The organism is Saccharopolyspora sp. NPDC000995 (assembly GCF_053599315.1).
Genome location: NZ_JBSFLZ010000029.1, coordinates 15,105 through 37,218, shown reverse-complemented (window position 1 = coordinate 37,218; position 22,114 = coordinate 15,105). Strand labels below are relative to the sequence as shown.

At 70.5% G+C, this 22,114-nt stretch carries 21 protein-coding genes; 16 read left to right on the top strand and 5 right to left on the bottom strand.

From position 1 onward, the window contains the following. Positions 1-58: 58 nt before the first annotated feature. From ribD to ACWDKQ_RS12890, 5 genes are read left to right on the top strand one after another with little or no spacing between them, the layout of a single operon-like run. Positions 59-1,081, top strand: a complete 1,023-nt coding sequence (gene ribD, locus ACWDKQ_RS12910; protein ID WP_450138934.1) for a bifunctional diaminohydroxyphosphoribosylaminopyrimidine deaminase/5-amino-6-(5-phosphoribosylamino)uracil reductase RibD — start codon at positions 59-61, stop codon at positions 1,079-1,081. Positions 1,082-1,104: 23 nt separating this feature from the next. After that, positions 1,105-1,752 carry a riboflavin synthase gene (locus tag ACWDKQ_RS12905; RefSeq protein WP_450138933.1) on the top strand — a complete coding sequence of 216 codons (648 nt, stop codon included), beginning with the start codon at positions 1,105-1,107 and terminating at the stop codon, positions 1,750-1,752. Beyond that, on the top strand, positions 1,752-3,050 hold the full coding sequence (locus tag ACWDKQ_RS12900; RefSeq protein WP_450138932.1) for a bifunctional 3,4-dihydroxy-2-butanone-4-phosphate synthase/GTP cyclohydrolase II: 1,299 nt from the start codon (positions 1,752-1,754) through the stop codon (positions 3,048-3,050). The genes ACWDKQ_RS12905 and ACWDKQ_RS12900 overlap by 1 nt, the downstream gene beginning before the upstream one ends. Continuing rightward, positions 3,047-3,544 carry a 6,7-dimethyl-8-ribityllumazine synthase gene (ribH, locus tag ACWDKQ_RS12895; RefSeq protein ID WP_450138931.1) on the top strand — a complete coding sequence of 166 codons (498 nt, stop codon included), beginning with the start codon at positions 3,047-3,049 and terminating at the stop codon, positions 3,542-3,544. Before ACWDKQ_RS12900 ends, ribH begins: the two co-directional genes overlap by 4 nt. Continuing rightward, complete coding sequence (locus tag ACWDKQ_RS12890; RefSeq protein ID WP_450138930.1) at positions 3,541-3,987, top strand: PH domain-containing protein; 447 nt, start codon at positions 3,541-3,543, stop codon at positions 3,985-3,987. Before ribH ends, ACWDKQ_RS12890 begins: the two co-directional genes overlap by 4 nt. Positions 3,988-4,537: 550 nt before the next feature. Here the strand turns inward: ACWDKQ_RS12890 and ACWDKQ_RS12885 are convergent. Both ACWDKQ_RS12885 and ACWDKQ_RS12880 read right to left on the bottom strand, forming a co-directional pair. Then, positions 4,538-4,912 carry an FKBP-type peptidyl-prolyl cis-trans isomerase gene (locus ACWDKQ_RS12885; RefSeq protein WP_450138929.1) on the bottom strand — a complete coding sequence of 125 codons (375 nt, stop codon included), beginning with the start codon at positions 4,910-4,912 and terminating at the stop codon, positions 4,538-4,540. 216 nt (positions 4,913-5,128) lie between these two features. Further along, positions 5,129-5,263 carry a hypothetical protein gene (locus ACWDKQ_RS12880; RefSeq protein WP_450138928.1) on the bottom strand — a complete coding sequence of 45 codons (135 nt, stop codon included), beginning with the start codon at positions 5,261-5,263 and terminating at the stop codon, positions 5,129-5,131. A 329-nt stretch (positions 5,264-5,592) separates the two neighbouring features. On the opposite strand from ACWDKQ_RS12880, the gene ACWDKQ_RS12875 reads away from it, so the two are divergent. Continuing rightward, positions 5,593-6,348 (top strand): nucleotidyltransferase domain-containing protein, encoded by a 756-nt coding sequence (locus ACWDKQ_RS12875; RefSeq protein ID WP_450138952.1) that lies wholly within the window; start codon positions 5,593-5,595, stop codon positions 6,346-6,348. Between the two features lie 166 nt (positions 6,349-6,514). On the opposite strand, the gene ACWDKQ_RS12870 is transcribed toward ACWDKQ_RS12875, so the two are convergent. Together ACWDKQ_RS12870 and ACWDKQ_RS12865 are read right to left on the bottom strand one after the other, a co-directional pair. Next, positions 6,515-7,672, bottom strand: coding sequence for an MFS transporter (locus ACWDKQ_RS12870; RefSeq protein WP_450138927.1), 1,158 nt, complete (start codon positions 7,670-7,672; stop codon positions 6,515-6,517). Further along, positions 7,665-8,420, bottom strand: a complete 756-nt coding sequence (locus ACWDKQ_RS12865; RefSeq protein WP_450138951.1) for a DeoR/GlpR family DNA-binding transcription regulator — start codon at positions 8,418-8,420, stop codon at positions 7,665-7,667. Before ACWDKQ_RS12865 ends, ACWDKQ_RS12870 begins: the two co-directional genes overlap by 8 nt. 135 nt (positions 8,421-8,555) lie before the next feature. Between ACWDKQ_RS12865 and ACWDKQ_RS12860 the strand changes: the two genes are divergently transcribed. The 4 genes from ACWDKQ_RS12860 to ACWDKQ_RS12845 all read left to right on the top strand — a co-directional run bounded on the left by ACWDKQ_RS12860 (position 8,556) and on the right by ACWDKQ_RS12845 (position 13,204). Then, positions 8,556-9,578 carry a dihydroorotate dehydrogenase gene (locus ACWDKQ_RS12860; protein ID WP_450138926.1) on the top strand — a complete coding sequence of 341 codons (1,023 nt, stop codon included), beginning with the start codon at positions 8,556-8,558 and terminating at the stop codon, positions 9,576-9,578. A 133-nt stretch (positions 9,579-9,711) separates the two neighbouring features. After that, a complete protein-coding gene (locus ACWDKQ_RS12855) occupies positions 9,712-10,527 on the top strand; it encodes a hypothetical protein (RefSeq protein ID WP_450138925.1) in 816 nt (271 codons plus the stop codon). Next, complete coding sequence (locus tag ACWDKQ_RS12850) at positions 10,524-12,032, top strand: hypothetical protein (RefSeq protein ID WP_450138924.1); 1,509 nt, start codon at positions 10,524-10,526, stop codon at positions 12,030-12,032. The genes ACWDKQ_RS12855 and ACWDKQ_RS12850 overlap by 4 nt, the downstream gene beginning before the upstream one ends. Before the next feature lie 92 nt (positions 12,033-12,124). Continuing rightward, a complete protein-coding gene (locus ACWDKQ_RS12845; RefSeq protein ID WP_450138923.1) occupies positions 12,125-13,204 on the top strand; it encodes a glycoside hydrolase family 172 protein in 1,080 nt (359 codons plus the stop codon). Positions 13,205-13,374: 170 nt separating this feature from the next. On the opposite strand, the gene ACWDKQ_RS12840 is transcribed toward ACWDKQ_RS12845, so the two are convergent. Beyond that, positions 13,375-14,358, bottom strand: coding sequence for an MBL fold metallo-hydrolase (locus ACWDKQ_RS12840; RefSeq protein WP_450138922.1), 984 nt, complete (start codon positions 14,356-14,358; stop codon positions 13,375-13,377). A gap of 92 nt (positions 14,359-14,450) precedes the next feature. On the opposite strand from ACWDKQ_RS12840, the gene uvrC reads away from it, so the two are divergent. The 6 genes from uvrC to ACWDKQ_RS12810 all read left to right on the top strand — a co-directional run bounded on the left by uvrC (position 14,451) and on the right by ACWDKQ_RS12810 (position 22,113). After that, positions 14,451-16,493 (top strand): excinuclease ABC subunit UvrC, encoded by a 2,043-nt coding sequence (uvrC, locus tag ACWDKQ_RS12835; RefSeq protein ID WP_450138921.1) that lies wholly within the window; start codon positions 14,451-14,453, stop codon positions 16,491-16,493. Next, on the top strand, positions 16,486-17,364 hold the full coding sequence (gene rapZ, locus ACWDKQ_RS12830; RefSeq protein ID WP_450138920.1) for an RNase adapter RapZ: 879 nt from the start codon (positions 16,486-16,488) through the stop codon (positions 17,362-17,364). Before uvrC ends, rapZ begins: the two co-directional genes overlap by 8 nt. Further along, positions 17,361-18,329 (top strand): gluconeogenesis factor YvcK family protein, encoded by a 969-nt coding sequence (locus tag ACWDKQ_RS12825; protein ID WP_450138919.1) that lies wholly within the window; start codon positions 17,361-17,363, stop codon positions 18,327-18,329. Before rapZ ends, ACWDKQ_RS12825 begins: the two co-directional genes overlap by 4 nt. Further along, the gene (gene whiA, locus ACWDKQ_RS12820) at positions 18,320-19,306 is read left to right on the top strand and encodes a DNA-binding protein WhiA (protein ID WP_450138918.1); all 987 of its coding nucleotides are present in this window, start codon (positions 18,320-18,322) and stop codon (positions 19,304-19,306) included. Before ACWDKQ_RS12825 ends, whiA begins: the two co-directional genes overlap by 10 nt. Before the next feature lie 332 nt (positions 19,307-19,638). Further along, positions 19,639-20,649, top strand: coding sequence for a type I glyceraldehyde-3-phosphate dehydrogenase (gene gap / locus ACWDKQ_RS12815; RefSeq protein ID WP_450138917.1), 1,011 nt, complete (start codon positions 19,639-19,641; stop codon positions 20,647-20,649). Positions 20,650-20,910: 261 nt separating this feature from the next. After that, positions 20,911-22,113: a phosphoglycerate kinase gene (locus ACWDKQ_RS12810; protein ID WP_450138916.1), complete on the top strand. Its 1,203-nt coding sequence runs from the start codon at positions 20,911-20,913 to the stop codon at positions 22,111-22,113. Position 22,114: the final 1 nt, after the last annotated feature.

Here is a 22,114-nt window from a genome sequence, read left to right as displayed (position 1 = left end):
TTCCATTGAAATCGAAGGTTTGATTTCCATTGAAATCGCGGGGATGGGAGGGACAGCGATGGTCGCTCGTGCCGAGGAACAGGCGATGCGCACCGCGCTCGCGGTGAGCGAGCAGGTGCGCGGCACGACCAGCCCCAACCCGCCGGTGGGCTGCGTGGTGCTGGATGCCGGTGGCGAGTCCGTCGGCGTCGGTGCGACGCAGCCGCCGGGCGGGCAGCACGCGGAAGTCGTCGCGCTCCGCGCAGCGGGGGAGCGCGCTGCCGGTGGCACCGCCGTGGTCACGCTGGAGCCCTGCTCGCACACCGGCCGGACGCCGCCGTGCACGGATGCCCTGCGGGCGGCCGGGATCGCGCGCGTGGTGCACGCGGTTTCCGACCCCAATCCCCAGGCCGCCGGTGGCGCCGAAGTGCTGCGCGGCGCGGGCATCGATGTCCACAGCGGACTTCTGGCCGACGAGGTGCAGCGGGGGCCGTTGCGGGCCTGGCTGCACTTCGCCCGGACCGGGCTGCCGCACGTGACCTGGAAGTACGCGGCCACATTGGACGGTCGCTCGGCCGCCGCCGACGGCACCAGCAAGTGGATCAGCTCCGCCGAGTCCCGGGCCGAGGTGCACCGGGTGCGCGCGCGGGTGGACGCGATCGTCGTGGGCACCGGCACGGTTCTCGCCGACGATCCGCAACTGACCGCCCGCGCGCCGGACGGCACGCTGCTGGCCCGGCAGCCGCTGCGCGTCGTCGTCGGCGACCGCGAGATCCCGCGTGGCGCAAAGGTCTTCGACGACGCGGCGGAAACGATCCAGCTGCCCGGCGGCGACCCGGCCGCGGTGCTCGCCGCCCTCGCCGACCGCGGCATCGTCGACGTCCTGCTGGAAGGCGGCCCGCGGCTGGCGGGTGCGTTCGTGGCGGCGGGGTGCCTGGACCGGGTGCTCGCCTACATCGCCCCGCTGCTGCTCGGGGCCGGACCGGCCGCGCTCGGCGAGGCGGGAGTGGGAAGCATCTCGCAGGCATGGCGGTTGCATGTCGAAGAGACGACTATGAGTGGTCCGGACGTGCGGGTCAGCGCGGTCCCGCTGGGCCGCTGAGCAGGTATCGCTAGGAGGCAGCAGTGTTCACCGGGATCGTCGAGGAGCTCGGCACCATCGAAGCGGTCGAGCCGTTGGCCGACGGCAGCCGGTTGACCATCGCGGGGCCGGTGGTGACCGAAGATGCCAAGCACGGCGATTCGATCGCGGTCAACGGCGTCTGCCTCACCGTGGTGACGGTGGGAGACGGGCGGTTCACCGTGGACGTGGTGGCCGAAACGCTGCGCCGCTCCTCGATTAAGGGCATCGCGCCGGGCGACCGGGTCAACCTGGAGCGCGCGATGGCGCTCGGCGACCGGCTCGGTGGGCACATCGTGCAGGGCCACGTCGACGGCACCGCGGTGCTGCGCGGCACCGACGCCGACGGGCTCACCCGTTTCGACCTGCCGCAACGCCTGTCCCGCTACCTGGTGGAGAAGGGCTCGATCACCGTCGACGGGGTATCGCTGACGGTGGTTGAGGCCGGCGAAACCGGGTTCAGCATCGCGCTGATCCCCACCACCAAGGAGCTGACCACGCTGGGTCGGCGCGAGCCGGGTGACGAAGTGAACATCGAGGTTGATGTGCTGGCCAAACACCTGGAACGGCTCGCCGCAGCGCAACTGGTCCACCAGGACCATGGTGCGCAGGCCCATTCGGGGGACAATGGCGGCGTCAGGGAGGCGCGGTGATGAACCCCGAAGACGAGGTTGCGAACACGGTGAGCACGAACAAGTTCGACAGCATCGAGCGCGCGTTGGCCGATATCGCGGCCGGGCGCCCGGTGGTGGTGGTCGACGACGAGGACCGCGAGAACGAAGGCGACCTGATCTTCGCCGCGGAGAAGGCGACGCCCGAGCTTGTGGCGTTCATGGTCCGCTACACCTCCGGCTACATCTGCGTCGGTCTCCCCGGCGAGGACTGCGACCGCCTCGACCTTCCCCCGATGTACTACTGGAACCAGGACCGCAAGGGCACGGCCTACACGGTCACGGTCGACGCCGCCGAGGGTGTGAGCACCGGCATCTCCGCCGCCGACCGCGCGAAAACGCTGCGCATTCTGGCCGGCGAGGAGTCGACCGCCAAGGACCTCACCCGGCCCGGCCACGTCGTGCCGCTGCGCGCCCGCGACGGCGGCGTGCTGCGCCGCCCCGGGCACACCGAAGCCGCGGTGGACCTCTCCCGGCTCGCCGGGCTGCGCCCGGCCGGTGCGCTGTGCGAGATCGTCAGCCAGAAGTCCGAGGGCGACATGGCGCGCCGCGACGAGCTGGAGGTCTTCGCGGAGGAGCACGACCTGGCGCTGATCACCATCGCCGACCTGATCGCCTACCGCCGCCGGTTCGAGAAGCAGGTGGTGCGCGTCGCCGAGGCCCGCATCCCCACCGAGCACGGCACGTTCCGCACCTTCGCCTACGACAGCACCATCGACGGCATCGAGCACCTGGCCCTGGTCTACGGCGAGATCGGAGACGGCGAGGACATCCTGGTGCGGGTGCACTCCGAATGCCTGACCGGCGACGTGCTCGGCTCGCTGCGCTGCGACTGCGGCCCGCAGCTGGACGCGGCGATGGCCAAGGTCGCCGAGGCCGGGCGCGGTGTGGTCCTCTACATGCGCGGACACGAGGGCCGCGGCATCGGGCTGATCCACAAGCTGCAGGCCTACCAGTTACAGGACGACGGCGCGGACACCGTGGACGCCAACGTCGCGCTGGGCATGCCAGTCGACAGCCGCGACTATGGGCAGGGCGCGCAGATCCTGTGCGACCTGGGCGTGAAGTCGATGCGGCTGCTCACCAACAACCCGGCCAAGCGCGTCGGGCTGGAGGGCTACGGGCTGCGGACCGTGGACCGCGTGCCGCTGCCGATCCGCCCGAACCCGGAGAACATCCGCTACTTGCGCACCAAGCGCGACCGGATGGGCCATGTGCTGGACAATCTCGACGATGGCGAGGACTCCTCGATCAATGGCGAGACTGGAGTTACGGCATGAGTGGCGAGGGACGGGCGCGGATCAGCGTGCCGAAAGCGGGCGACCTGCGGTTGGGAATCGCCGCGATCCGCTGGCATGAGCGGCTCGTCGAGCAGATGCTCTCCCGCGCGCTGGCGGCGGCGAAGGAGGCGGGCATCGCCGAGCCGACCGTGGTGCGGGTGCCCGGCTCGATCGAGCTCCCGGTGGTCTGCCAGCAACTGGCGCACCAGCACGACGCGGTGGTCGCGCTCGGCGTGGTGATCCGCGGCGGCACCCCGCACTTCGAGTACGTCTGCGACTCGGTCACCCAGGGCCTGACCCGGGTGGCGCTGGACGAGTCGACGGCCATCGGCAATGGCGTGCTGACCTGCGACACCATGCGGCAGGCCGAGGAGCGGGCCGGGTTCGACGACTCGGTGGAGGACAAGGGCTTCGAGGCGACCGCGGCGGCGCTGGAGACGGCACTGGTGCTGCGGGAGCTGCGCGGCTGGGACGGAGAGCGAGGATTCCTGTGAGTGCGCAGCGGGTGGAGGTCCGGCCGCGGAAGGTGCGGCGGGTGGCCATCCCGATCGCGGTTGCGCTGGTGCTGGTGTTCGCGGTCGCTGGCCTCCTGCTGCGCAACACCCCGACCGGCGCGTTTTTCTCGGTGTCCGACCAGGTGTCGATGGTGCTGCTGGGCGCGCTGCTGGGTGCCGGCGTGATGCTGTTGACCCGGCCCCGGCTGCGCGCCGACGCCGACGGGGTGGAGATCCGCAACATCATCGGCACCCAGCGCTACTCGTGGCCGCTGGTGCAGGCCTTCAGCTTCCCGGACGGTGCCTCGTGGGCCCGGCTGGAGCTGCCTGAGGACGAGTACGTGCCGATCATGGCGATCCAGGCCGTCGACGGCGAGCAGGCGATCACCGCGATGCGCCGGCTCCGCGAACTCCGCCGCCAGGCCGATTCCGCCGCCAACTGACGATCGACTTCGAAAGCTCGTCGATGTCGTCCTCGGTGAGCCCGGTGACCAACACCCCGCGCCGCCGGGATGCCAGCAGCCCCTCGGCTTCCAGCGAATCCCGCAGGGTGCAAGATCCCGCTGTTCGGCGGTCTGCTGGGCACCCGGTGATCGCGCTGACGGGTTCTCCCCGTCGATGGGGATGGCGTTGGCCGCGCTGTCCGCGTCGTACTTCTGCGGCACGTTCGCCGCGGTGAGCGTGTGGGCGCTGCCCGCCGGCTTCGCGCCAACCCCGGGGCACGTCGGCTCGCTCGGCGGCCATCCAGAACACCGCCGCGAACATTGCCGGGATCGTCTCGCCGATCCTGATCGGCGTGCTCACCGGCCTGACCAGCTCGTTCGTGCTTCCGCCGCTGATCGCCGGGGGAGTGGCGCTAACCGGCGCGGCGGTCTAGCAGTTCCTGCTACCGCCGGTCCGCCGCCTCCGCATGGGCTGACCGGCTGCGGCCCGCGACGCACGAGGCGGCGATTGCGTGCGAAATCGCGCAACACCGGTCGCGGGCCGCGGTCGTCAGCTGGCCGCGACCAGGTCGCAGACGAAGACCAGCGTCTCGCCGGGCTCGATGACGTTGCCGGCACCGCGGTCGCCGTAGGCGAGGTGCGGCGGAATGGTGAGCTTGCGGCGGCCGCCGACCTTCATGCCCTGCAGGCCCTTGTCCCAGCCCGCGATGACCTGGCCCTTGCCGAGCTGCACGCGCAGCGGCTGGCCGCGGTCCCAGCTCGCGTCGAACTCCGAGCCGGTGCTGTGCGAGACGCCCACGTAGTGGACGTCCACCACGGTGCCTTCAACGGCCTGCTGGCCGTCGCCGACCGTGATGTCCTCGATCTGCAGGTCGGCCGGGGGGTTCCCGGTCGGCCGCTCGACCTTCGGCTTCTCGATGCTCACGTGCGTTCTCCTCGATCGATGGTGCGCAGCGTCTTGCAAGGCTGCCGGTGGATTCTCTCGAACAATCCCGAGCGCAGGGCAGGCGCCCGACCCGAAGCCGCACCGATGAGCGGATGCGCCGAGCCCGCATTCCCGGTCGTCCGCCCTGGCGGGAGGCCCGGGCAGGGATCACTTTGCCCAGGTCCGGGCGAGGGCGGCGACGGCCTGGTCGAGGAGTTACGGGCTCGGGGCGAAGCGGAGGGTGCAGGTGGTCGCGGTGGCGGCGGTCGGCTGAGGGTTGTGCACCGCCTGCGCGTAGGCGAAGGCGGGCCGGTGGAGGGGGACCACGTCGCGGAACGCGTCGGGCAGCATGCCGCGCCGGTGTAGGTGGGGTCCTCGACCAGCACCGCCTCGCCCGGGCGGGCCAGGCAGCGGGTCGCCAGGTCGATGCCCTGCTGGCCGCCGCCCGTGATCAGCACCTCACCGCCGATCAGCTCCCGCAGTCCGGATTCGCCGGGCAGGCCCGGCACTGGCTGACCCACGTCGGCTGAGCACGGCCGCTAATCTCGTGATCATGGACTTCTGACGGCGACCGAAGGTTCGCCGGGTAGCGCATCCCCGGCGTTTTCGCGCCTGTGGCGGGCAGAACCGGCCCGGCCCGCCGATCCTGCTTACGTTGCCTGAGGAGTCTGATTCTTGTGCTGGAAGATGCCGAATTCGAAGCTCTCGTCGCAGACCGGTTGGCCGGGTTGCCCGGGGTCCGGGCGGTGACCCTCGGGGGCTCGCGCGCCCAGGGGGTTCACCGCGCGGAAAGCGACTGGGATTTCGCGATCTACTACCGCGGCCGGTTCGATCCGCAGGACCTGCGCGACGTCGGTTGGCCCGGGGAGGTCTCCGAACTGGGCGACTGGGGCGGCGGCGTGTTCAACGGCGGCGCATGGCTGCAGATCGAGGGGCGTCACGTCGACGTCCACTACCGCGACCTGGACGTGGTGGAGCACGAGCTCGCCGAGGCGCGGGCCGGCCGCTTCCAGTGGCAGCCGCTGATGTTCCACCTCGCCGGGATCCCCAGCTATCTGGTGGTCGCCGAGCTGGCCATCAACCGGGTGCTACACGGGGAATTGCCGCGCCCGCAATACCCGGACGCGCTCCGCGAGGCCGCGCCGCCGGTCTGGTGGGGGCAGGCGGCCATGGTGTTGGCCTACGCCCGCGCGAACCATGCGGCGCACGGTCGGCTCGCGGAGACGGCCGGGATGATCGCCCAAGCCGCCTGCCAGGCGGCGCACGCGGTCCTCGCGGCCCGCGGCGAGTGGGTGACGAACGAGAAGCGCCTGCTGACCCGGGCGGGGCTGCGCGACATCGACCGGGTCGTCGCCGGGCTGACCGCGACAACGCTCGTCGAGGCGGTCGACGAGGCGCACGCCTTGTGCGACGCGGCGGTGGCCGCGGCCAGGTGAGCCGCTGCGCGGGCCCCCTGGAGTCTTGAAGCTGGGTTTGTGACAGCGTTTTATAACGGCGTTGTGAGACTTCAGGGGGCTTCATGCACCGGCTGGTCGGGCATCACCTGCTCGCCATGATCAGCTGCCACCGAATCATGATCCGCAGTTTCAATCGAAACTTCGCTCAGCGGGGGCGGACCGCCGGGGCGGAGAGGGCGAGGAAGAGCGCGAGGACCGCCGGGACCGCGAGGCCGACGGTCAGGTCCGTCCAGCTGGAGATCAGGCCGATCACCACCGGACCCGCGAGCAGACCGCCGTAGCCGAGCGTGCTGACCTGCGCCAGATCCCGACCGCTGCGGCTGGGGTCGCGATTGCCCGCCGCGTTGAACACCTGCGGGATGATGCACGACAGGCCGATGCCGAACAGGGCGAACCCGATGAGCGCCGCCATCGGGTGGTGCAGCAGCAGCGCACCGCCCAAGCCGACCCCCGCGATCGCGCCGCAGCCCCGCACCAGCACGACCGGTCCGAGCCGGGCGGCCAGGAAGTCGCCGAGGAAGCGGAAGGTGGCCATCATCGCGGAGAAAACCGCGTAGCCGGTCGCCGCGACCGCCGGGCTGGCCAGCAGCACGTCGTGCAGGTACAGCGGCGACCAGTCCGCAATCGAGCCCTCGCCGAGCGAGCAGAAGAACGCCAGCACGCCCAGGAACACGATCCCCGGCGAAATCCCGCGTTGCCGCACCGAACTGCTCGCAACGCGCTCCTCCGGCGGCAGCAGGCCGCGCCGCGCGATCACCGACACCACGCCCAGCGCGGCCGCAATTAGCGCGAAATGCATGCCCACGCCGATTTCCGCGTGCGCCGCGAGCGCGCCGGCTCCGGCGCCGAGCAGGCCGCCGACGCTGAACATCGCGTGGAAGGTGCTCACGATCGGCCGCCCGTATCGCCGCTGGACCTGCAGCGACTGGGTGTTCATGGCCACGTCGACGGCCCCGTGCCCGGCGCCGAACACCAGCAGCCCGATCACCAGCACCGGCAGGCTTGCCGCGAAGCCGGGCAGCAGCAGGCTCGCCGCCATCGCGATCCCGGCCGGGCCCAGCACCCGCGCGCTGCCGAGGCGGTCGGCCAGGTGCCCGACGATCTGCATCGCCAGCACCGAACCCGCCGCGACCGCGAACAGCGCCAGGGTCACCCGCGCGTCGTCGAGACCCAGGTCCTGCTTGATCGCCGGGATCCGCGCGGTCCAGGTGCCTAGCGCCGCTCCGGTGATCACGAAGTAGGCCGTGATGGCCCAGCGGGCCTGCCGGGGGACCGCGACGGTCTCCTCGGTGGCCTCAGACAACGCGCACCTCCACGGCCGCCGCCGCCAGTTCCGCGCGCGCTTCCGCCGGGGCGGACCGGTCGGTGACGACCACGTCGAGATCGGTGATCGGGCAGACGAATCCCAGGCCGGTGCGGGCGAATTTCGCGCCGTGGCAGACCGCGACGACGCGCTGGGCCCCGCATACCGCGGCTTGCTTCACCGGCACCTCTTCGAGGTCGTGCGCGGTTAGGCCGTGCTTCGCGGACAAGCCGCAGACGCCGAGGATCGCGGTGTCAACCCGCAGTGCGCGTAGCGAGGCCTCGGTGAGGTGACCGGTGAACGAAAGCTCGCCCGGCTTCGTCCGCCCGCCCGGCATCAGCAGGTCGACCTGCGGCGCGTTGCTCAGCGCGTTCGCCGAGTGCAGGTCGAGCGGGATCGCGGTGATCCGGCGGTGGGCGAGCCGCTTGGCGACTTCCAGCGTCGTCGTGCCCGAATCGATGATCACCGACTCGCAATCCGCGATCAGCTCCTCGACGGCGGCGGCCAGCCGCTGCTTGAGCGCCGCCTCGTCGCGCTCGCGGACCGGGAACGGCGCGGAGTGCCCGCGCAGGAAGCTCACCGCGCCGCCGCGGACCCGCCGCGCAACCCCCTGCTCGGCGAGTTGGTCGAGGTCGCGGCGGATGGTCATCTCCGACGACCGGGTCGCCTCGGCCAGCTCCGCGACGGTCACCCGCTCCGCCTGCCGCAGCCGCTCGATGATCGCCAACCTGCGTTCCGAACTTTCCATGTGTTTCATCGAACAAGTTCCATGTTCAAATGACAACCCTTCGCACGTACTGAACGTGCGAACCCGAGGCCATGCACCGCTGCGGGTGAGGGACAATGGACTCGACGGCGTGGAGACGTCGGGTAGGAGGAGATCGTGAGCGTGGCCCAGGAGCGCAACCTTCGGTTGGTGCGAGACGTCCCGTCCGAGCTCGGCGTGCGGCTCGGCGACATCAGATTGCGCAACCGCCTGGTGACCTCGTCCAGCCTGCTCGGCTACGGCGTGGCCAACACCAAGCTGGTGCCCTACGGTATGAGCCCGATCTCGCAGTTCGTGTCGCTGGCCCGGTTCGGTGCGGTCACCACCCGCACGGTTACCGTCGAACCCCGCGAGGGGCACTTCACCACCCGCGACGTGTGGCCGCTGCACGAGCTGCCCTCGCTGATCAAGCGCTACGGGCAGGCGCTGCGGCAGGTCGACGGCGGCTGGCTCAACGCCTTCGGCTGGTGCAACGTCGGCATCGACGCCTACCTGCGCGACTACTACCCGCGCACCCGCGAGCAGAACACCATCATCTCCATCGGCGGCTTCTCCGCCGAGGAGTTCGTCACGCTGGTCGACAAGGTCAACGCCGCGGTGCCGGTCGGCGAGATCGCCGCGGTCGAGTTCAACGTCTCCTGCCACAACGTCAACTTCGACTTCAACCAGATCATCGAATCGGTGCTGGCCGAGGCGGTGCCGCGCAGCAACCACCCGGTGATCCTGAAGCTGTCGCCGGACTACGACTACTTGGGCCACGCCCGGCTGGCCGCCCGGCACGGGGTGTCGGCGCTGACCGCGATCAACACCGTCAAGGGCCTGCGGCTGGACCCGAACACCGGGCAGCCGCTGCTGAACAACGGCTTCGGCGGGCTCTCCGGTCGCGCGATCAAGCCGATCGGCCTGCGCGTGGTCAAGGAACTGCGCGACGCCGAGGTGACGCTGCCGATCATCGCCACCGGCGGCATCCGCAGCTTCGACGACTGCCGCGAGTACTTCTGGGCTGGCGCCGACGCGGTCAGCCTGGGCAGCGCCAGCTGGTTCGCCAGCTACCCGGGCTACGCCCTGTCCCCGCTGTACGCGGCCCGGATCCGGAACCTGCTGCGCCGCATCGAGAACTACACGCCCCCGGAGCGCTGAGGGCCGCGTTGCTCGCATCGGGCGACTTTCGCCGCTGCGGCAACGGTAATAGGACGAATCTAGCCACAGGCGTTCGGCTGCTCGGTACGCTGGGTGATCTCGTGAATATTGGGCGTAGCCGAGGAGGCGGCGCTTGGCGGAGACGGAATCAGCGGCGGAGCCTGAATCACCTGCCCCGCCACCGCGACGCAGGTGGTGGCAGCGCCTGCTGCGCGGCCCGGCGTTCGTGGTCGTTGGGCTCGTTGCCGCACTGACCGGGATCGCCGCGCCCGCGCTGTGGAACGCCGCGCGGGATGCGTCCCGACCGCCAGTGCTGGTGTGGGCGAGCTCGGACGGCGGCCAGCTGGACGATCACAGCTACGCGCTGCCCGAGGTGGTCCCGCGGCAGCAGGCGGCGGAAATCGGGGCCCCGGAGCAGTTCCTGTCCGACTCGCCGGCGCTGCGGCGCAGCGTGAAGGTCGGCGTGCACGGCACCACCGTGACCATCGAGGGCGCGCGCTCCCGCGACGTGGTGATCACGAACATGCACGCCCGGATCCTCAGCCGCGAGCCGAACATCGACGGGACCCTGTTCTGCATCCCGCCGCAGGGCGGTCTCCCGGCTGAGAAGATCGGGTTCGACCTGGACGAATTCCACCCGTTAGCTCGGGTTCTCGACGGAGGGAAGCTCGGCGGGCCGTATTTCGCCGACCAGGCCCAGCAGCTCGCGGACGGTGAGACGGTCGTGTTCCAGGTCGAATCGCGCGCCGCCCGGGGCCATTACCGCTGGGTGATCGACGTCGACCTTGTCATCGACGGGAAGCCGCAGACCTACACCGCAAAGCCCGCCGACGGCGAGTTCGAGATGAGCGGCGTCAGCGACCACTACGGGTCGGTGTTCAACTGGAGCGGCCGAGACGGCTGGAGCTTCCCGGACCCGGCGCAGAATCCCGCGGGCAGCTGCGGATGAGCGGCGCGAGGTACGGACTGCGGGCGCTGGCCCTCGTCGGCATCGTCGTGCTCGGCGTGGCGGCGGGGATCTGGTGGAGCTGGCCGAAAGACGACTCACCGCAACGCCATCAGGTACCGGAGCTATCGCCACAGCAGCTGGCCGAGTTGTTGCCCGCCGCAGGCGTTGGCCGCTTCCGGTCACGGGAGGGCGGCTTGGACCGGAACAGCTTCCTCGCGGCGGTGCAGGATTGCGCGCCGGTACCGGCGATCCAGCAGTTCCGCACGACGAGCTCCGCCGGTTTCACGAGCTACGTTCTCGACGCGGATACGCCGGTGCAGGTGGCGGTCGTCCGGGTGGACCGGGAGCGCGTGGCGCAGGTGCAGGACGCGCTGCGGTCGGCCGGCAACTGCCACCGCCCGGTCGACGGCGGCGAACAGGCCTGGACGAAGATCGCGCGCCCGTGGTTCGGCGATGTGTCGGCGCTGTTCACCACCACCGACGTAACAGCGGGCGAGCAGGACGTGTTCGCGATCGGCGGTCCAGTGTGGACGTTCACGATGTCCGGCGAGTGGCTGGCGGCGGTCGGCGCTTACACGGCCCCGTTGGAGACGGTGGCCGAGATCTACCCGCCGCTGCTGGAGAACTTCGATCGCGAGGTGGGCACGCGCTTCCTGCGACCGGGAGAGTCGCGCGGCGGTTGCCGACCCGCGAACCTCGTAATCCGGGACCTGCCGCCGGGCGCGCTCAGCGATCAGGCGGTCATGGTGCTGCAAGGCATGCACGACATGGCCTGCCAGGACCGGGCCGGCGAGGTGCGGTCGTTGATGTCGACACCGCTGGTCGTCGACGACGGCAGCACCGACGACGGGACGTCGGTGGACATCGATGACCCCGGCGAGATCGCGCGAATCCTGGAGACCCGCGGGGTCTACCGCAGCGGCGCGGTGCAATACCGGCTCGGCGACTCCGCGCTGGTGTTCTCGACGTTGTCCTCCCCGGGCGCCAAGTTCCTCACCTGGGACGCCTACGTGCGCGACTGCGCAACGGCGACGCCTTCCGCGGCGCGGATGTGCGGACCGGATCCCTACGGCCCGCTCGGCGGGGCCGACTGGCCGCAGGTGCTGGCCGAACGGGGCTGCGACCCGGACCCCGGACTGCCCAAGCCGGTCCAGCACGCCCAGTTCCAGGACGTGACCGGCGACGGCCGTCCCGACGCGGTGCTCGTGATCGGCTGCTCCCTGGCCGGCGATGCCCAGTTGAACGCGGTGCAGGTCTACGACGGCGGCTCACCGCCCGAATCGCCGCGCCTGATCCAGGAACTGCTGGGCGGCGATCCCGGCCCGGAGGGAAGGGGACTGCTCCCGGCGGCGGTGATGCTGGACGGCGACGATCTCACCGCCGAATCATGGAGCTGGCGGAAATCCGACGACTACTACCGGCCCAGCCTCTTCGTCATCGACCGATTCCACTGGCGGGGAGTCACTTTCGCGCCAGTGTCGCGCGAAGTCCAACAAGCGCGGTGAATCTGCGCGCAGATCGGTGAAAGCGCCCGTCCTGCCGCCCCTGGGTGGTAGAACGTGATCAGGAGCGAAGTCGCTACCACTGGGGAGGAATCGTGTCCGGATACGGGAAATTCGGCAGCAGCCTGCGGGATCTGCCCAGGCTGCGGGAAACCCGGCGCGGCCGGGTGTCCAGCTGGGACCGCACCGGCGGCAACACCGACAACATGCGCGTCGAGCCGGGCGAGACCAGGGTGCTGGCCGACATCGCCGGCCCCGGCGTGATCACCCACATCTGGTGCACCGTCGCCGTCGACCACGTGGGCAAACCGGCGGAGCTGGAAGGCGACTACTTGCGCCGACTCGTCCTGAAGATCACCTGGGACGACTCGCAGCACCCTGCCGTGCTGGTGCCGCTGGGGGACTTCTTCGGCATGGGGCACGGCCGCAGCGGCAACTTCGCGTCCGCGCCGCTGCAGATGAGCCCGCAGGACGGCAAGGGCTTCAACTGCTGGTTCGCGATGCCCTTCGCCGGGCGTGCCAGGTTCGAGCTGATCAGCGAGATGAGCGTCAAACCGGTGACGTTCTACTACTACATCGACTACGAGACCTACGGCGAGGCCGACCCGGAGCTGGGCTACTTCCACGCGCAGTGGCGGCGGCAGAACCCGACCGACGGAGTCGGGCAGGGCGACCAGAGCAACGAGGAGTTCCTCTTCGGCGGCACCAACACCGACGGCGCGGGCAACTACGTCCTGCTGGAGGCCGAGGGCCGCGGGCACTACGTCGGAACGGTGCTCAACGTGCACAACCTCCGCCAGACCACCGACTGGAACTGGTACGGCGAGGGCGACGACATGTTCTTCATCGACGGCGAGCCCTGGCCGCCGCGGCTGCACGGCACCGGCACCGAGGACTACTTCAACACCGCGTGGTGCCCGACCCAGCAGTACCAGGCGCCCTACCACGGGCTGACCATGCCGGGCGGGCCGAACTGGAGCGGGCAGGTGTCCTACTACCGCTTCCACGTCGAAGACCCGGTGGTGTTCGAGAAGTCCATCAAGGCGACCATCGAGCACGGGCACGCCAACAAGCGCTCCGACGACGTCTCGTCAGTCGCCTACTGGTACCAGACGCTCCCGGCGCTACCGGTGACCCTCGCGCCAGTCGCCGACCGCCTCGTCCGTCCCTTGTAGCGGCGGTTTCCGGACTCGTTCTGCGTGGCGGTGCGTGGCGGAACCTCCGACGCGGTCTGGTCGGCGGGATGCCCGATTCGTGCCTGTCCAATGCGTGGCTTCGGGGAGGGGAAGGGCAGAAGTCGGGCAACTCGGTTGCTCGAAGATGCCCTTCGCCGGCGAAAAGTTCGCTACACCGCGCAGCGGAGAGGGCCGCCGTTGTAGGTGATCGCGTCGGCGAACGCCGCCGCGATGTCGAGATCGGTGTCGTCGGCGTCGGCGTAGGCGCGGTGCAAGTTGAGGACGATGCGTTCGCGGTCCGGCCACGCTGCGAACTCGCCGAGGTCGCAGCGCTGGGCCGCCTCCAGCGGCGAGAGGCCGTCGGTGCGGGCCTGGCGGGCCGTGTCCAGGACGAACCGGTAGTAGCGGGCGTGGTCCTCCAGCACCCGAGGGAACGACGGGCCGGTCAGGATCGAGCCGTGGCCCGGCACCACCTTCGCCGCCGCGAAACCGGCCAGCCAGTCCAGCGACTTCAGCGCGCCCTCGACCGAACCCATGAAAACCAGCGGCGTAACGCCGTGGAAGATCAGGTCGCCGGTGAACAGCACCGCGGCATCCGGCACCCACGCCACCACGTCGCCGGGCGTGTGCGCGGCGTACCCGGGGTGGTGCAGCTCGACCCGGCGGTCGCCGCTGTGCAAGGTCAGCGAATTCTCCAGCACCACCGTCGGCGCGCGGTGCTCGGTGATGCCCCACTGCGGCACCGGTTCCCACAGCGGCGGCAGGTCCGTGAGCAGCGTGTCCGACAGGATGCCCGCGCGGGTCGCGGAGTGTCCGATGAGGACAGTCGAATTGGGCAGCAGGGCGTTGCCGTGCGTGTGGTCGCCGTGCAGGTGGGTGTTCACCGCGAACCGGATCGGCGCGTCCCCGCCCGCGGCGCGCACCGCGTCCAGGAACCGGCGAGTGCGCTGCGCGGTCGCGCAGGTGTCGACCAGCACGATGCCGTCGTCGCCAAGCACCGCCCCTGCATTGTTGATCCACCAGGAGCCGTCCGGCTGGACCCACGCGTGCACACCAGGGCCGACCTCGGACAGCATCGCGCGGTCGGGGTGGGTGTTCTCGTCGTTCACGGCTGACCTCCCGGCAAGGTTCGGATCCCGGCTTGCAGCGATCATCGAAAGCACCACCCAGTGTGCCCTGCCGGGGCGCCCGCGGTGAGCGGCGCACCGAGATCCGGTCAGTCGGCCCGCGCACGTAGGGTGGAGGCGTGGCCGATCCGTCCACCTACCGACCAGCAGCAGGCACGATCCCGGACGCCCCCGGCGTGTACCGGTTCCACGATGCCGATGGCCGAGTGATCTACGTCGGCAAGGCGAAAAGCCTGCGCAGCAGGCTCTCGTCGTACTTCGCCGACCTCGCCGGGCTGCACCCGCGGACCCGGCAGATGGTCACCACCGCCACCGGCGTGCGGTGGACCGTCGTCGGCACCGAGGTCGAGGCGTTGCAGCTGGAGTACTCCTGGATCAAGGAGTACGACCCGAAGTTCAACGTCCGCTATCGCGACGACAAGTCCTACCCGGTGCTGGCGGTGACCCTGCACGAGGATTTCCCGCGGCTGCACGTCTACCGCGGCCCGCGCCGCAAGGGCGTCCGCTACTTCGGCCCGTACGCGCACGCGTGGGCGATCCGCGAGACGCTCGACCTGCTGCTGCGGGTGTTCCCAGCGCGCACCTGCTCCGGCGGGGTATTCAAGCGGCACTCGCAGATCGGCCGCCCCTGCCTGCTCGGCTACATCGGCAAGTGCTCGGCGCCGTGCGTCGGCCGGGTCTCCGCCGGCGAGCACCGGTCCATCGTCGGGGACTTCTGCGACTTCCTCGCCGGGCACACCGACCAGCTGATGCGCAAGCTGGACAAGGAAATGCAGGCGGCGTCCGCGGAGCTGGAGTTCGAGCGCGCCGCCCGGCTGCGCGACGACCTGGAGGCCCTGCGGCGTGCGATGGAGAAGCAGGCGGTGGTCCTCGGCGACGGCACCGACGCCGACGTGGTGGCCTTCGCCGAGGACGAGCTCGCCGCCGCCGTGCAGGTCTTCCACATCCGCGGCGGCCGGGTGCGCGGCCAGCGCGGCTGGGTCATCGACAAGGTCGCCAATGCTGATGGCACGGAGACCGGCAACTCAGAACTCACCTCGCAGTTCCTCACCCAGTTCTACGGCGAGCAGGCATCGCTGGCCGACCAGGCCGACGCCGGGGGCAGCCCGGTGCCGCGCGAGGTGCTGGTGCCGCAGCTGCCCGACGACTCGGACGTGATCGCCGGTTGGCTCAGCGAGCTGCGCGGCAGCCGTGTCAGCCTCCGGGTGCCGCAGCGCGGCGACAAGCGGGCGCTGATGGAGACCGTCGAGCGCAACGCCAAGGACGCGTTCCAGCAGTACAAGCTGCGCCGCGCCGGCGACCTGACCGCCCGCTCGGCGGCGCTGCAGGAACTCCAGGAGGCGCTGGCGCTGGACACCGCGCCGCTGCGGATCGAGTGCATCGACGTCAGCCACGTGCAGGGCAGCGATGTGGTGGCGTCGCTGGTGGTGTTCGAGGACGGCGCGCCGCGCAAGTCCGAGTACCGCCGCTTCGGGGTCCGAGAGGGTGCCGAGGGCGGCGACGTCGGCTCCATCGACGAGGTAGTGCGCCGCCGCTTCCACCGCTACCTCAGCGAAACGGCGAAGGCCGAGACCCCTGCCGAGCAGACCGGATCGGGTCCCGTCGGCGCGGCGATCGACCCCGAAACCGGCCGCCCGCGCAAGTTCGCGTACCCACCGAACTTGCTGGTGATCGACGGCGGCGCGCCGCAGGCCAACGCCGCCGCCGACGCGCTGACGGAGATGGGCATCACCGACGTCGCGGTCATCGGGCTGGCCAAGCGGCTGGAGGAGGTCTGGTTGCCCGCCGACCCGGACCCGGTGATCCTGCCCCGCAGCAGCGAGGCGCTCTACCTGCTGCAACGGGTCCGAGACGAGGCGCACCGCTTTGCCATCAGCTACCACCGCAAGAAGCGCGCCAAGCGCATGACAAGCTCCACATTGGACGCGATTCCGGGATTGGGCGAAACCCGCCGCACGGCGCTGCTCAAGCACTTCGGTTCGGTGCGCAAACTGCGCCAGGCCGAGGTGGACGAGATCGCCGCGGTCCCCGGGATCGGCCGCCGCACCGCCGAGACCGTGCACTCGGCGCTGGCGGCCGACGCGGAAACCGGGCGACGCCCGGTGCCGGACGACCGGGCAGCGCCCGGCGCCGACAACGCTGAAGGGGAGAGCAGTGACTGAGGAGCAGTCGGGCATCGAGGTCGCCGTCGTCAGCGGCCTGTCCGGAGCGGGGCGCAGCACCGCGGCCAAATGCCTGGAGGACCTGGGCTGGTTCGTGGTGGATAACCTGCCGCCGGAGTTGATCGCGACGATGGTGGAACTGGGGGCGCGCTCCAGCGGCGCGGTCACCCGCGTCGCGGTCGTGATGGACGTGCGCAGCCGCGCGTTCACCGAGGACCTGGGGGCGGTGATCAAGGACTTGGACGCCCGCGGCTACAAGCCGAAGGTGTTGTTCCTGGAGGCCACCGACGAGGTGCTGATCCGCCGGTTCGAGCAGGTGCGTCGCGGCCACCCGCTGCAGGGCGAGGGCCGGCTGGCCGACGGGATCGCCGCGGAGCGGTCGCTGCTGTCCAAGCTGCGCTCCGAGGCGGACCTGGTGCTGGACACCACGAGCCTGTCGGTGCACCAGCTGCGATCCAAGATCGAGGACGCCTTCGGCACCGAGGCCAGTACCCGCACCCGGCTGACCGTGCTGTCCTTCGGCTACAAGTACGGGCTGCCGATGGACGCCGACCTGGTGATGGACTGCCGGTTCCTGCCGAACCCGTTCTGGATCCCGGAGCTGCGCGAGTACAACGGCCTCGACGACGAGGTCCGCAACTACGTGCTCGGCCAGGAGGGCGCGGAGGAGTTCCTGCAGAGCTACCAGCAGCTGCTGCGGCTGGTCGGGGCCGGCTACCACCGGGAGGGCAAGCGGTACCTGACGCTGGCGCTGGGTTGCACCGGAGGCAAGCACCGCAGCGTGGCGCTGGCCGAGGAACTGGCCCGCCGCTTGGCCGAGGATGACGGGATGATGGTCAAGACGGTGCACCGGGACCTGGGGCGCGAGTGAGCGCCCCGCTGCGCGCGGTCGCGCTGGGCGGCGGGCACGGCCTGCAGGCGACGCTGTCGGCGCTGAGCCGCATCACCTCCGATGTGACGGCCGTGGTGACAGTCGCCGACGACGGCGGGTCGTCCGGCCGTCTGCGCCGCGAGCTGGGCATGCTGCCGCCCGGCGACCTGCGCAAGGCGCTCGCCGCGCTCGCCGACACCGACGCCGACGCGCAGCTGTGGTCGACGGTGTTCGAGCACCGCTTCGGAGGCAGCGGGGCCCTCGCCGGGCACGCGGTCGGCAACCTGGTACTGGCCGGGCTGCTAGAAGTGCTCGGCGATCCGGTCGAGGTGCTCGACCACGCCTGCCGGCTGCTTGGCGTGCGGGGCCGGGTGCTACCGATGTCGACGGTGCCGCTGGACATGGCCGCCGACGTCGTCGGGCTGGACTCTGACCCGGAAGCGGTACGCACGATCCGGGGGCAGGTGGCGATCGCCAGTACGCCCGGACGAGTGAAACAGGTCCGATTGCACGCGAACGGCAACGAGGAACCGGCTGCCTGCCCGCAGGCCGTTCGGGCGGTGCTGGACGCCGATCTGGTGCTGCTGGGCCCCGGCTCCTGGTTCACTAGCGTGCTGCCGCACCTGCTGGTCCCGGAGCTGCACGAGGCGTTGGTGACCACTCTCGCGCGCCGCGTTGTGGTGCTCAACCTCGTCCCACAACCGGGGGAGACGGCGGGCTTCTCACCCGAACAGCACCTCGACGTACTCTCGCAGCACGCACCCCGGCTGCGGGTCGACGCGGTGTTGGCCGACGCCGACTCGGCGCCAACCCCTGATCGGCTCCGCGCTGCGGCGGCCGGAATGGGTGCGCAGACTCTGCTGGACAAGATCGCCGCGCCGGCCGTGCCGGGACGGCACGACCCGGGGGCGCTCGCGGCCAGCCTGCGCGCCGCACTGGAGAGGAGGACGGACCGGTGGCGATGACCGCGGCCGTCAAGGACGAGTTGAGCCGGTTGTCGGTGACGAAGACGTGCTGCCGACGGGCTGAGGTTTCCTCGTTGCTGCGCTTCGCCGGCGGGCTGCACATCGTCGCCGGCCGGGTGGTGATCGAGGCCGAGCTGGACAGCGGCTCCACGGCGCGCCGGCTCCGCAAGGAGGTCCACGAGCTGTTCGGGCACACCTCCGACGTGCACGTGATCACCTCCGGCGGGCTGCGCAAGGGCACCCGGTACGTGGTGCGGGTGGTCAAGGACGGGGAGGGCCTGGCCCGGCAGACCGGGCTGCTCGACCCGCGCGGTCGTCCGGTGCGCGGCCTGCCCGCGCACGTCGTCTCCGGCGGCGCCTGCGATTCCGAAGCGGCGTGGCGCGGTGCCTTCCTCGCGCACGGCTCGCTGACCGAGCCGGGCCGGTCCTCGTCGATGGAGGTCACCTGCCCCGGGCCGGAGGCGGCGCTGGCGCTGGTCGGTGCCGCGCGGCGGATCGGCGTGGCGGCGAAGTCGCGCGAGGTGCGCGGCGCGGACCGGGTGGTGGTCCGCGACGGTGATGCGATCGGCGCCCTGCTGACGCGGCTCGGTGCGCACTCCAGCGTGCTGGCGTGGGAGGAGCGCCGGATGCGCCGTGAGGTGCGGGCGACGGCCAACCGGCTGGCGAACTTCGACGACGCCAACCTGCGCCGCTCGGCGCGCGCCGCGGTCGCCGCGGCCGCGCGGGTCGAGCGGGCGCTGGAGCTGCTGGGCCCGACGGCTCCGGACCACCTGACGGTGGCGGGGCGGCTGCGGCTGGCGCACCGGCAGGCATCGCTGGAGGAGCTCGGCCAGTTGGCGGACCCGCCGATGACCAAGGACGCGGTGGCCGGCCGGATCCGCCGGCTGCTGGCGATGGCCGACAAGCGCGCCCGGGAGCTGGGTGTGCCGGACACCGAGTCCGCGGTGACGGCCGAGATGCTGGAGGCGGAGGCCTGACCTCCGCGATCTCAATGAAAATCGAGGTTCCGATTTCCATTGAGCGGATGGGGGCACCGAATCCAGAACCGTTGCAGAGATGCCGATCACGGGTGCGACAGTCACAAGATCGAGGATCCGGCCGGTTCGCGGCGCGTTCACCTGCACTGATGCGGAGGTTGTCGCCGTTGGTTGAGGGCCTGTTGCGGCTGCTGGGAGATATGGCGGTTCGCCGAGGGTGAGGCCGCTCGCCCGCCCGCGTGCGACGGACCCGCTGGCAGATAGGGTGATGTCGAGACCATCAACCTCACCCGCCGCGTCGGCGGCCGGGTCAGTCACGAGGAGAGATCGGCGTGACCGTTCGCGTAGGTATCAACGGCTTCGGTCGGATCGGGCGGAACTTCTGGCGGGCCGCGACCGCCAGTGAGCACGACATCGAGATCGTGGCCGCCAACGACCTGGGCGATGTCGCGACCATGGCCCACCTGCTCAAGTACGACAGCATCCTCGGCCGCCTCGACCAGGAGGTGAAGGTCACCGGTGAGGGCATCGAGGTGGGCGGCAAGCTCATCAAGATCCTCGCCGAGCGCGACCCGGGCAAGCTGCCGTGGGCAGACCTGGGCGTCGACGTCGTCGTGGAATCCACCGGCTTCTTCACCAACGCCGCGGACGCCCGCAAGCACGTGGACGAGGGTGGCGCGAAGAAGGTCATCATCTCCGCCCCGGCCAAGGGCGAAGACCTGACCGTGGTGCTGGGCGTCAACGACGACAAGTACGACGGCTCGCAGACCATCATTTCCAACGCCTCCTGCACCACCAACTGCCTCGCCCCGATGGTGAAGGTGCTCAACGACACCTTCGGCATCGAGCAGGGCCTGATGACCACGGTCCACGCCTACACCGCGGACCAGAACCTGCAGGACGGCCCGCACAAGGACCTGCGTCGCGCCCGCGCCGCCGCGGTCAACGTGGTGCCGACCAGCACCGGTGCGGCCAAGGCCATCGGCCTGGTGCTGCCGGAGCTCAACGGCAAGCTGGACGGCTACGCGATGCGGGTGCCGGTGCCGACCGGTTCGGTCACCGACCTGACCGCGACCGTGCAGAAGGACGTTTCGGTCGACTCGGTCAACGAGGCGTTCAAGACGGCTGCCGCCGATGGCAAGCTCAAGGGCATCCTCAAGTACAACGAGGACCCGATCGTCTCCAGCGACATCGTCACCGACCCGCACTCGACGATCTTCGACGCGCCGCTGACCAAGGTCGTCGGCAACCAGGTCAAGATCGTGGGCTGGTACGACAACGAGTGGGGCTACTCCAACCGCCTAGCCGACCTCGTCGACCTGGTCGCCAAGAAGCTCTCCTGAGGGTTCCATGCTCGTTTTGCGTAGCGGTGCAGGTAGCGCAATCCCAGAAGTGACTGCGGGATTCCCGGCACACGTATGACCAATACGTCGTGTCGGGGCTGTCCTTGCGATAAAGCTTCTGAGGAACCGCCGACGATGCCAGTTGCGCAGATGGGCTAAGCGGCTTCGCCGCTTGCCAGGGCGAGACTCTGAAGGCCCGCATGAGCCGTTCGACAGACCCCGGCTGGTGCGGGCCTTTTCCATAACTGCGTAGGAGCAGACGTGAAGAACCTCGACGATCTGCTGTCCGAGGGCGTTCGGGGTCGGCGTGTTCTGGTGCGCGCCGACCTGAACGTGCCGCTGGACGGCGAGAAGATCACTGACGACGGCCGGGTGCGCGCCTCCCTGCCGACCGTCCGGAAGTTGACCGAGGCCGGTGCACAGGTAGTGCTCACCGCGCACCTCGGGCGCCCGAAGGGCGAGCCGGACCCCAAGTTCTCCCTGGCCCCGGTCGCGCGGCGGCTCGGCGAGCTGCTCGGCGCTGACGTCGCCCTGGCCACCGACCTGGTTGGCGACTCGGCGAAGTCCGTGGTCGCGGGCCTGACCGACGGATCGGTCGCGCTGCTGGAGAACGTCCGCTTCGACGCCCGCGAGACCAGCAAGGACGACGCCGAGCGCGGCGCGCTGGCCGATGAGCTGGCCGCGCTGGTCGGCCCGAACGCTGCCTTCGTCTCCGACGGTTTCGGCGTCGTGCACCGCAAGCAGGCGTCGGTCTACGACGTCGCCAAGCGGCTGCCCGCCTACGCCGGTGGCCTGGTGCTCGCCGAGGTCGAGGTGCTGCGCACCCTGACCGGCGACCCCAAGCGCCCGTACGTCGTGGTGCTCGGCGGCTCGAAGGTCTCCGACAAGCTCGGCGTCATCAAGGCGCTGCTGCCCAAGATCGACAAGCTGCTCATCGGCGGCGGCATGGCTTACACGTTCCTGGCCGCGCAGGGCCACAACGTCGGCAACTCGCTGCTGCAGGAGGACCAGATCGAGTCCACCAAGCAGCTGCTCGCCAGCCACGGCGACAAGCTGGTGCTGCCGGTGGACGTGGTGGCCGCCGACCGCTTCGCCGCTGACGCGGAGAAGCAGGTCGTGGCCGCGGACGCGATCCCGGCCGACTGGATGGGCCTGGACATCGGGCCACGCAGCGTCGAGCTGTTCGCCGGGATCCTCCGCGACTCCGCCACCGTGTTCTGGAACGGCCCGGCCGGGGTGTTTGAGTTCCCGGCATTCGCCGACGGCACCCGCGGTGTCGCGCAGGCCGTCGTGGATTCCGACGCGTTCAGCGTCGTCGGCGGCGGCGACTCGGCCGCCGCGGTGCGAACCCTCGGACTGCCCGAGGACGGCTTCTCGCACATCTCCACCGGCGGCGGTGCGTCGCTGGAATACCTGGAAGGCAAGGAACTGCCCGGAGTGGCCGTCCTGGAAGGTGAGCGCTGAA

Excerpts from the sequence above, each read along its gene's own strand:
- ribD (WP_450138934.1), top strand. The coding sequence starts at position 59 with ATGGTCGCTCGTGCCGAGGAACAGGCGATGCGCACCGCGCTCGCGGTG.
- ACWDKQ_RS12900 (WP_450138932.1), top strand. The coding sequence starts at position 1,752 with ATGAACCCCGAAGACGAGGTTGCGAACACGGTGAGCACGAACAAGTTC.
- ribH (WP_450138931.1), top strand. The coding sequence starts at position 3,047 with ATGAGTGGCGAGGGACGGGCGCGGATCAGCGTGCCGAAAGCGGGCGAC.
- ACWDKQ_RS12880 (WP_450138928.1), bottom strand. The coding sequence starts at position 5,263 with ATGCTGCCCGACGCGTTCCGCGACGTGGTCCCCCTCCACCGGCCCGCC.
- ACWDKQ_RS12865 (WP_450138951.1), bottom strand. The coding sequence starts at position 8,420 with ATGGAAAGTTCGGAACGCAGGTTGGCGATCATCGAGCGGCTGCGGCAG.
- ACWDKQ_RS12850 (WP_450138924.1), top strand. The coding sequence starts at position 10,524 with ATGAGCGGCGCGAGGTACGGACTGCGGGCGCTGGCCCTCGTCGGCATC.
- ACWDKQ_RS12840 (WP_450138922.1), bottom strand. The coding sequence starts at position 14,358 with ATGATCGCTGCAAGCCGGGATCCGAACCTTGCCGGGAGGTCAGCCGTG.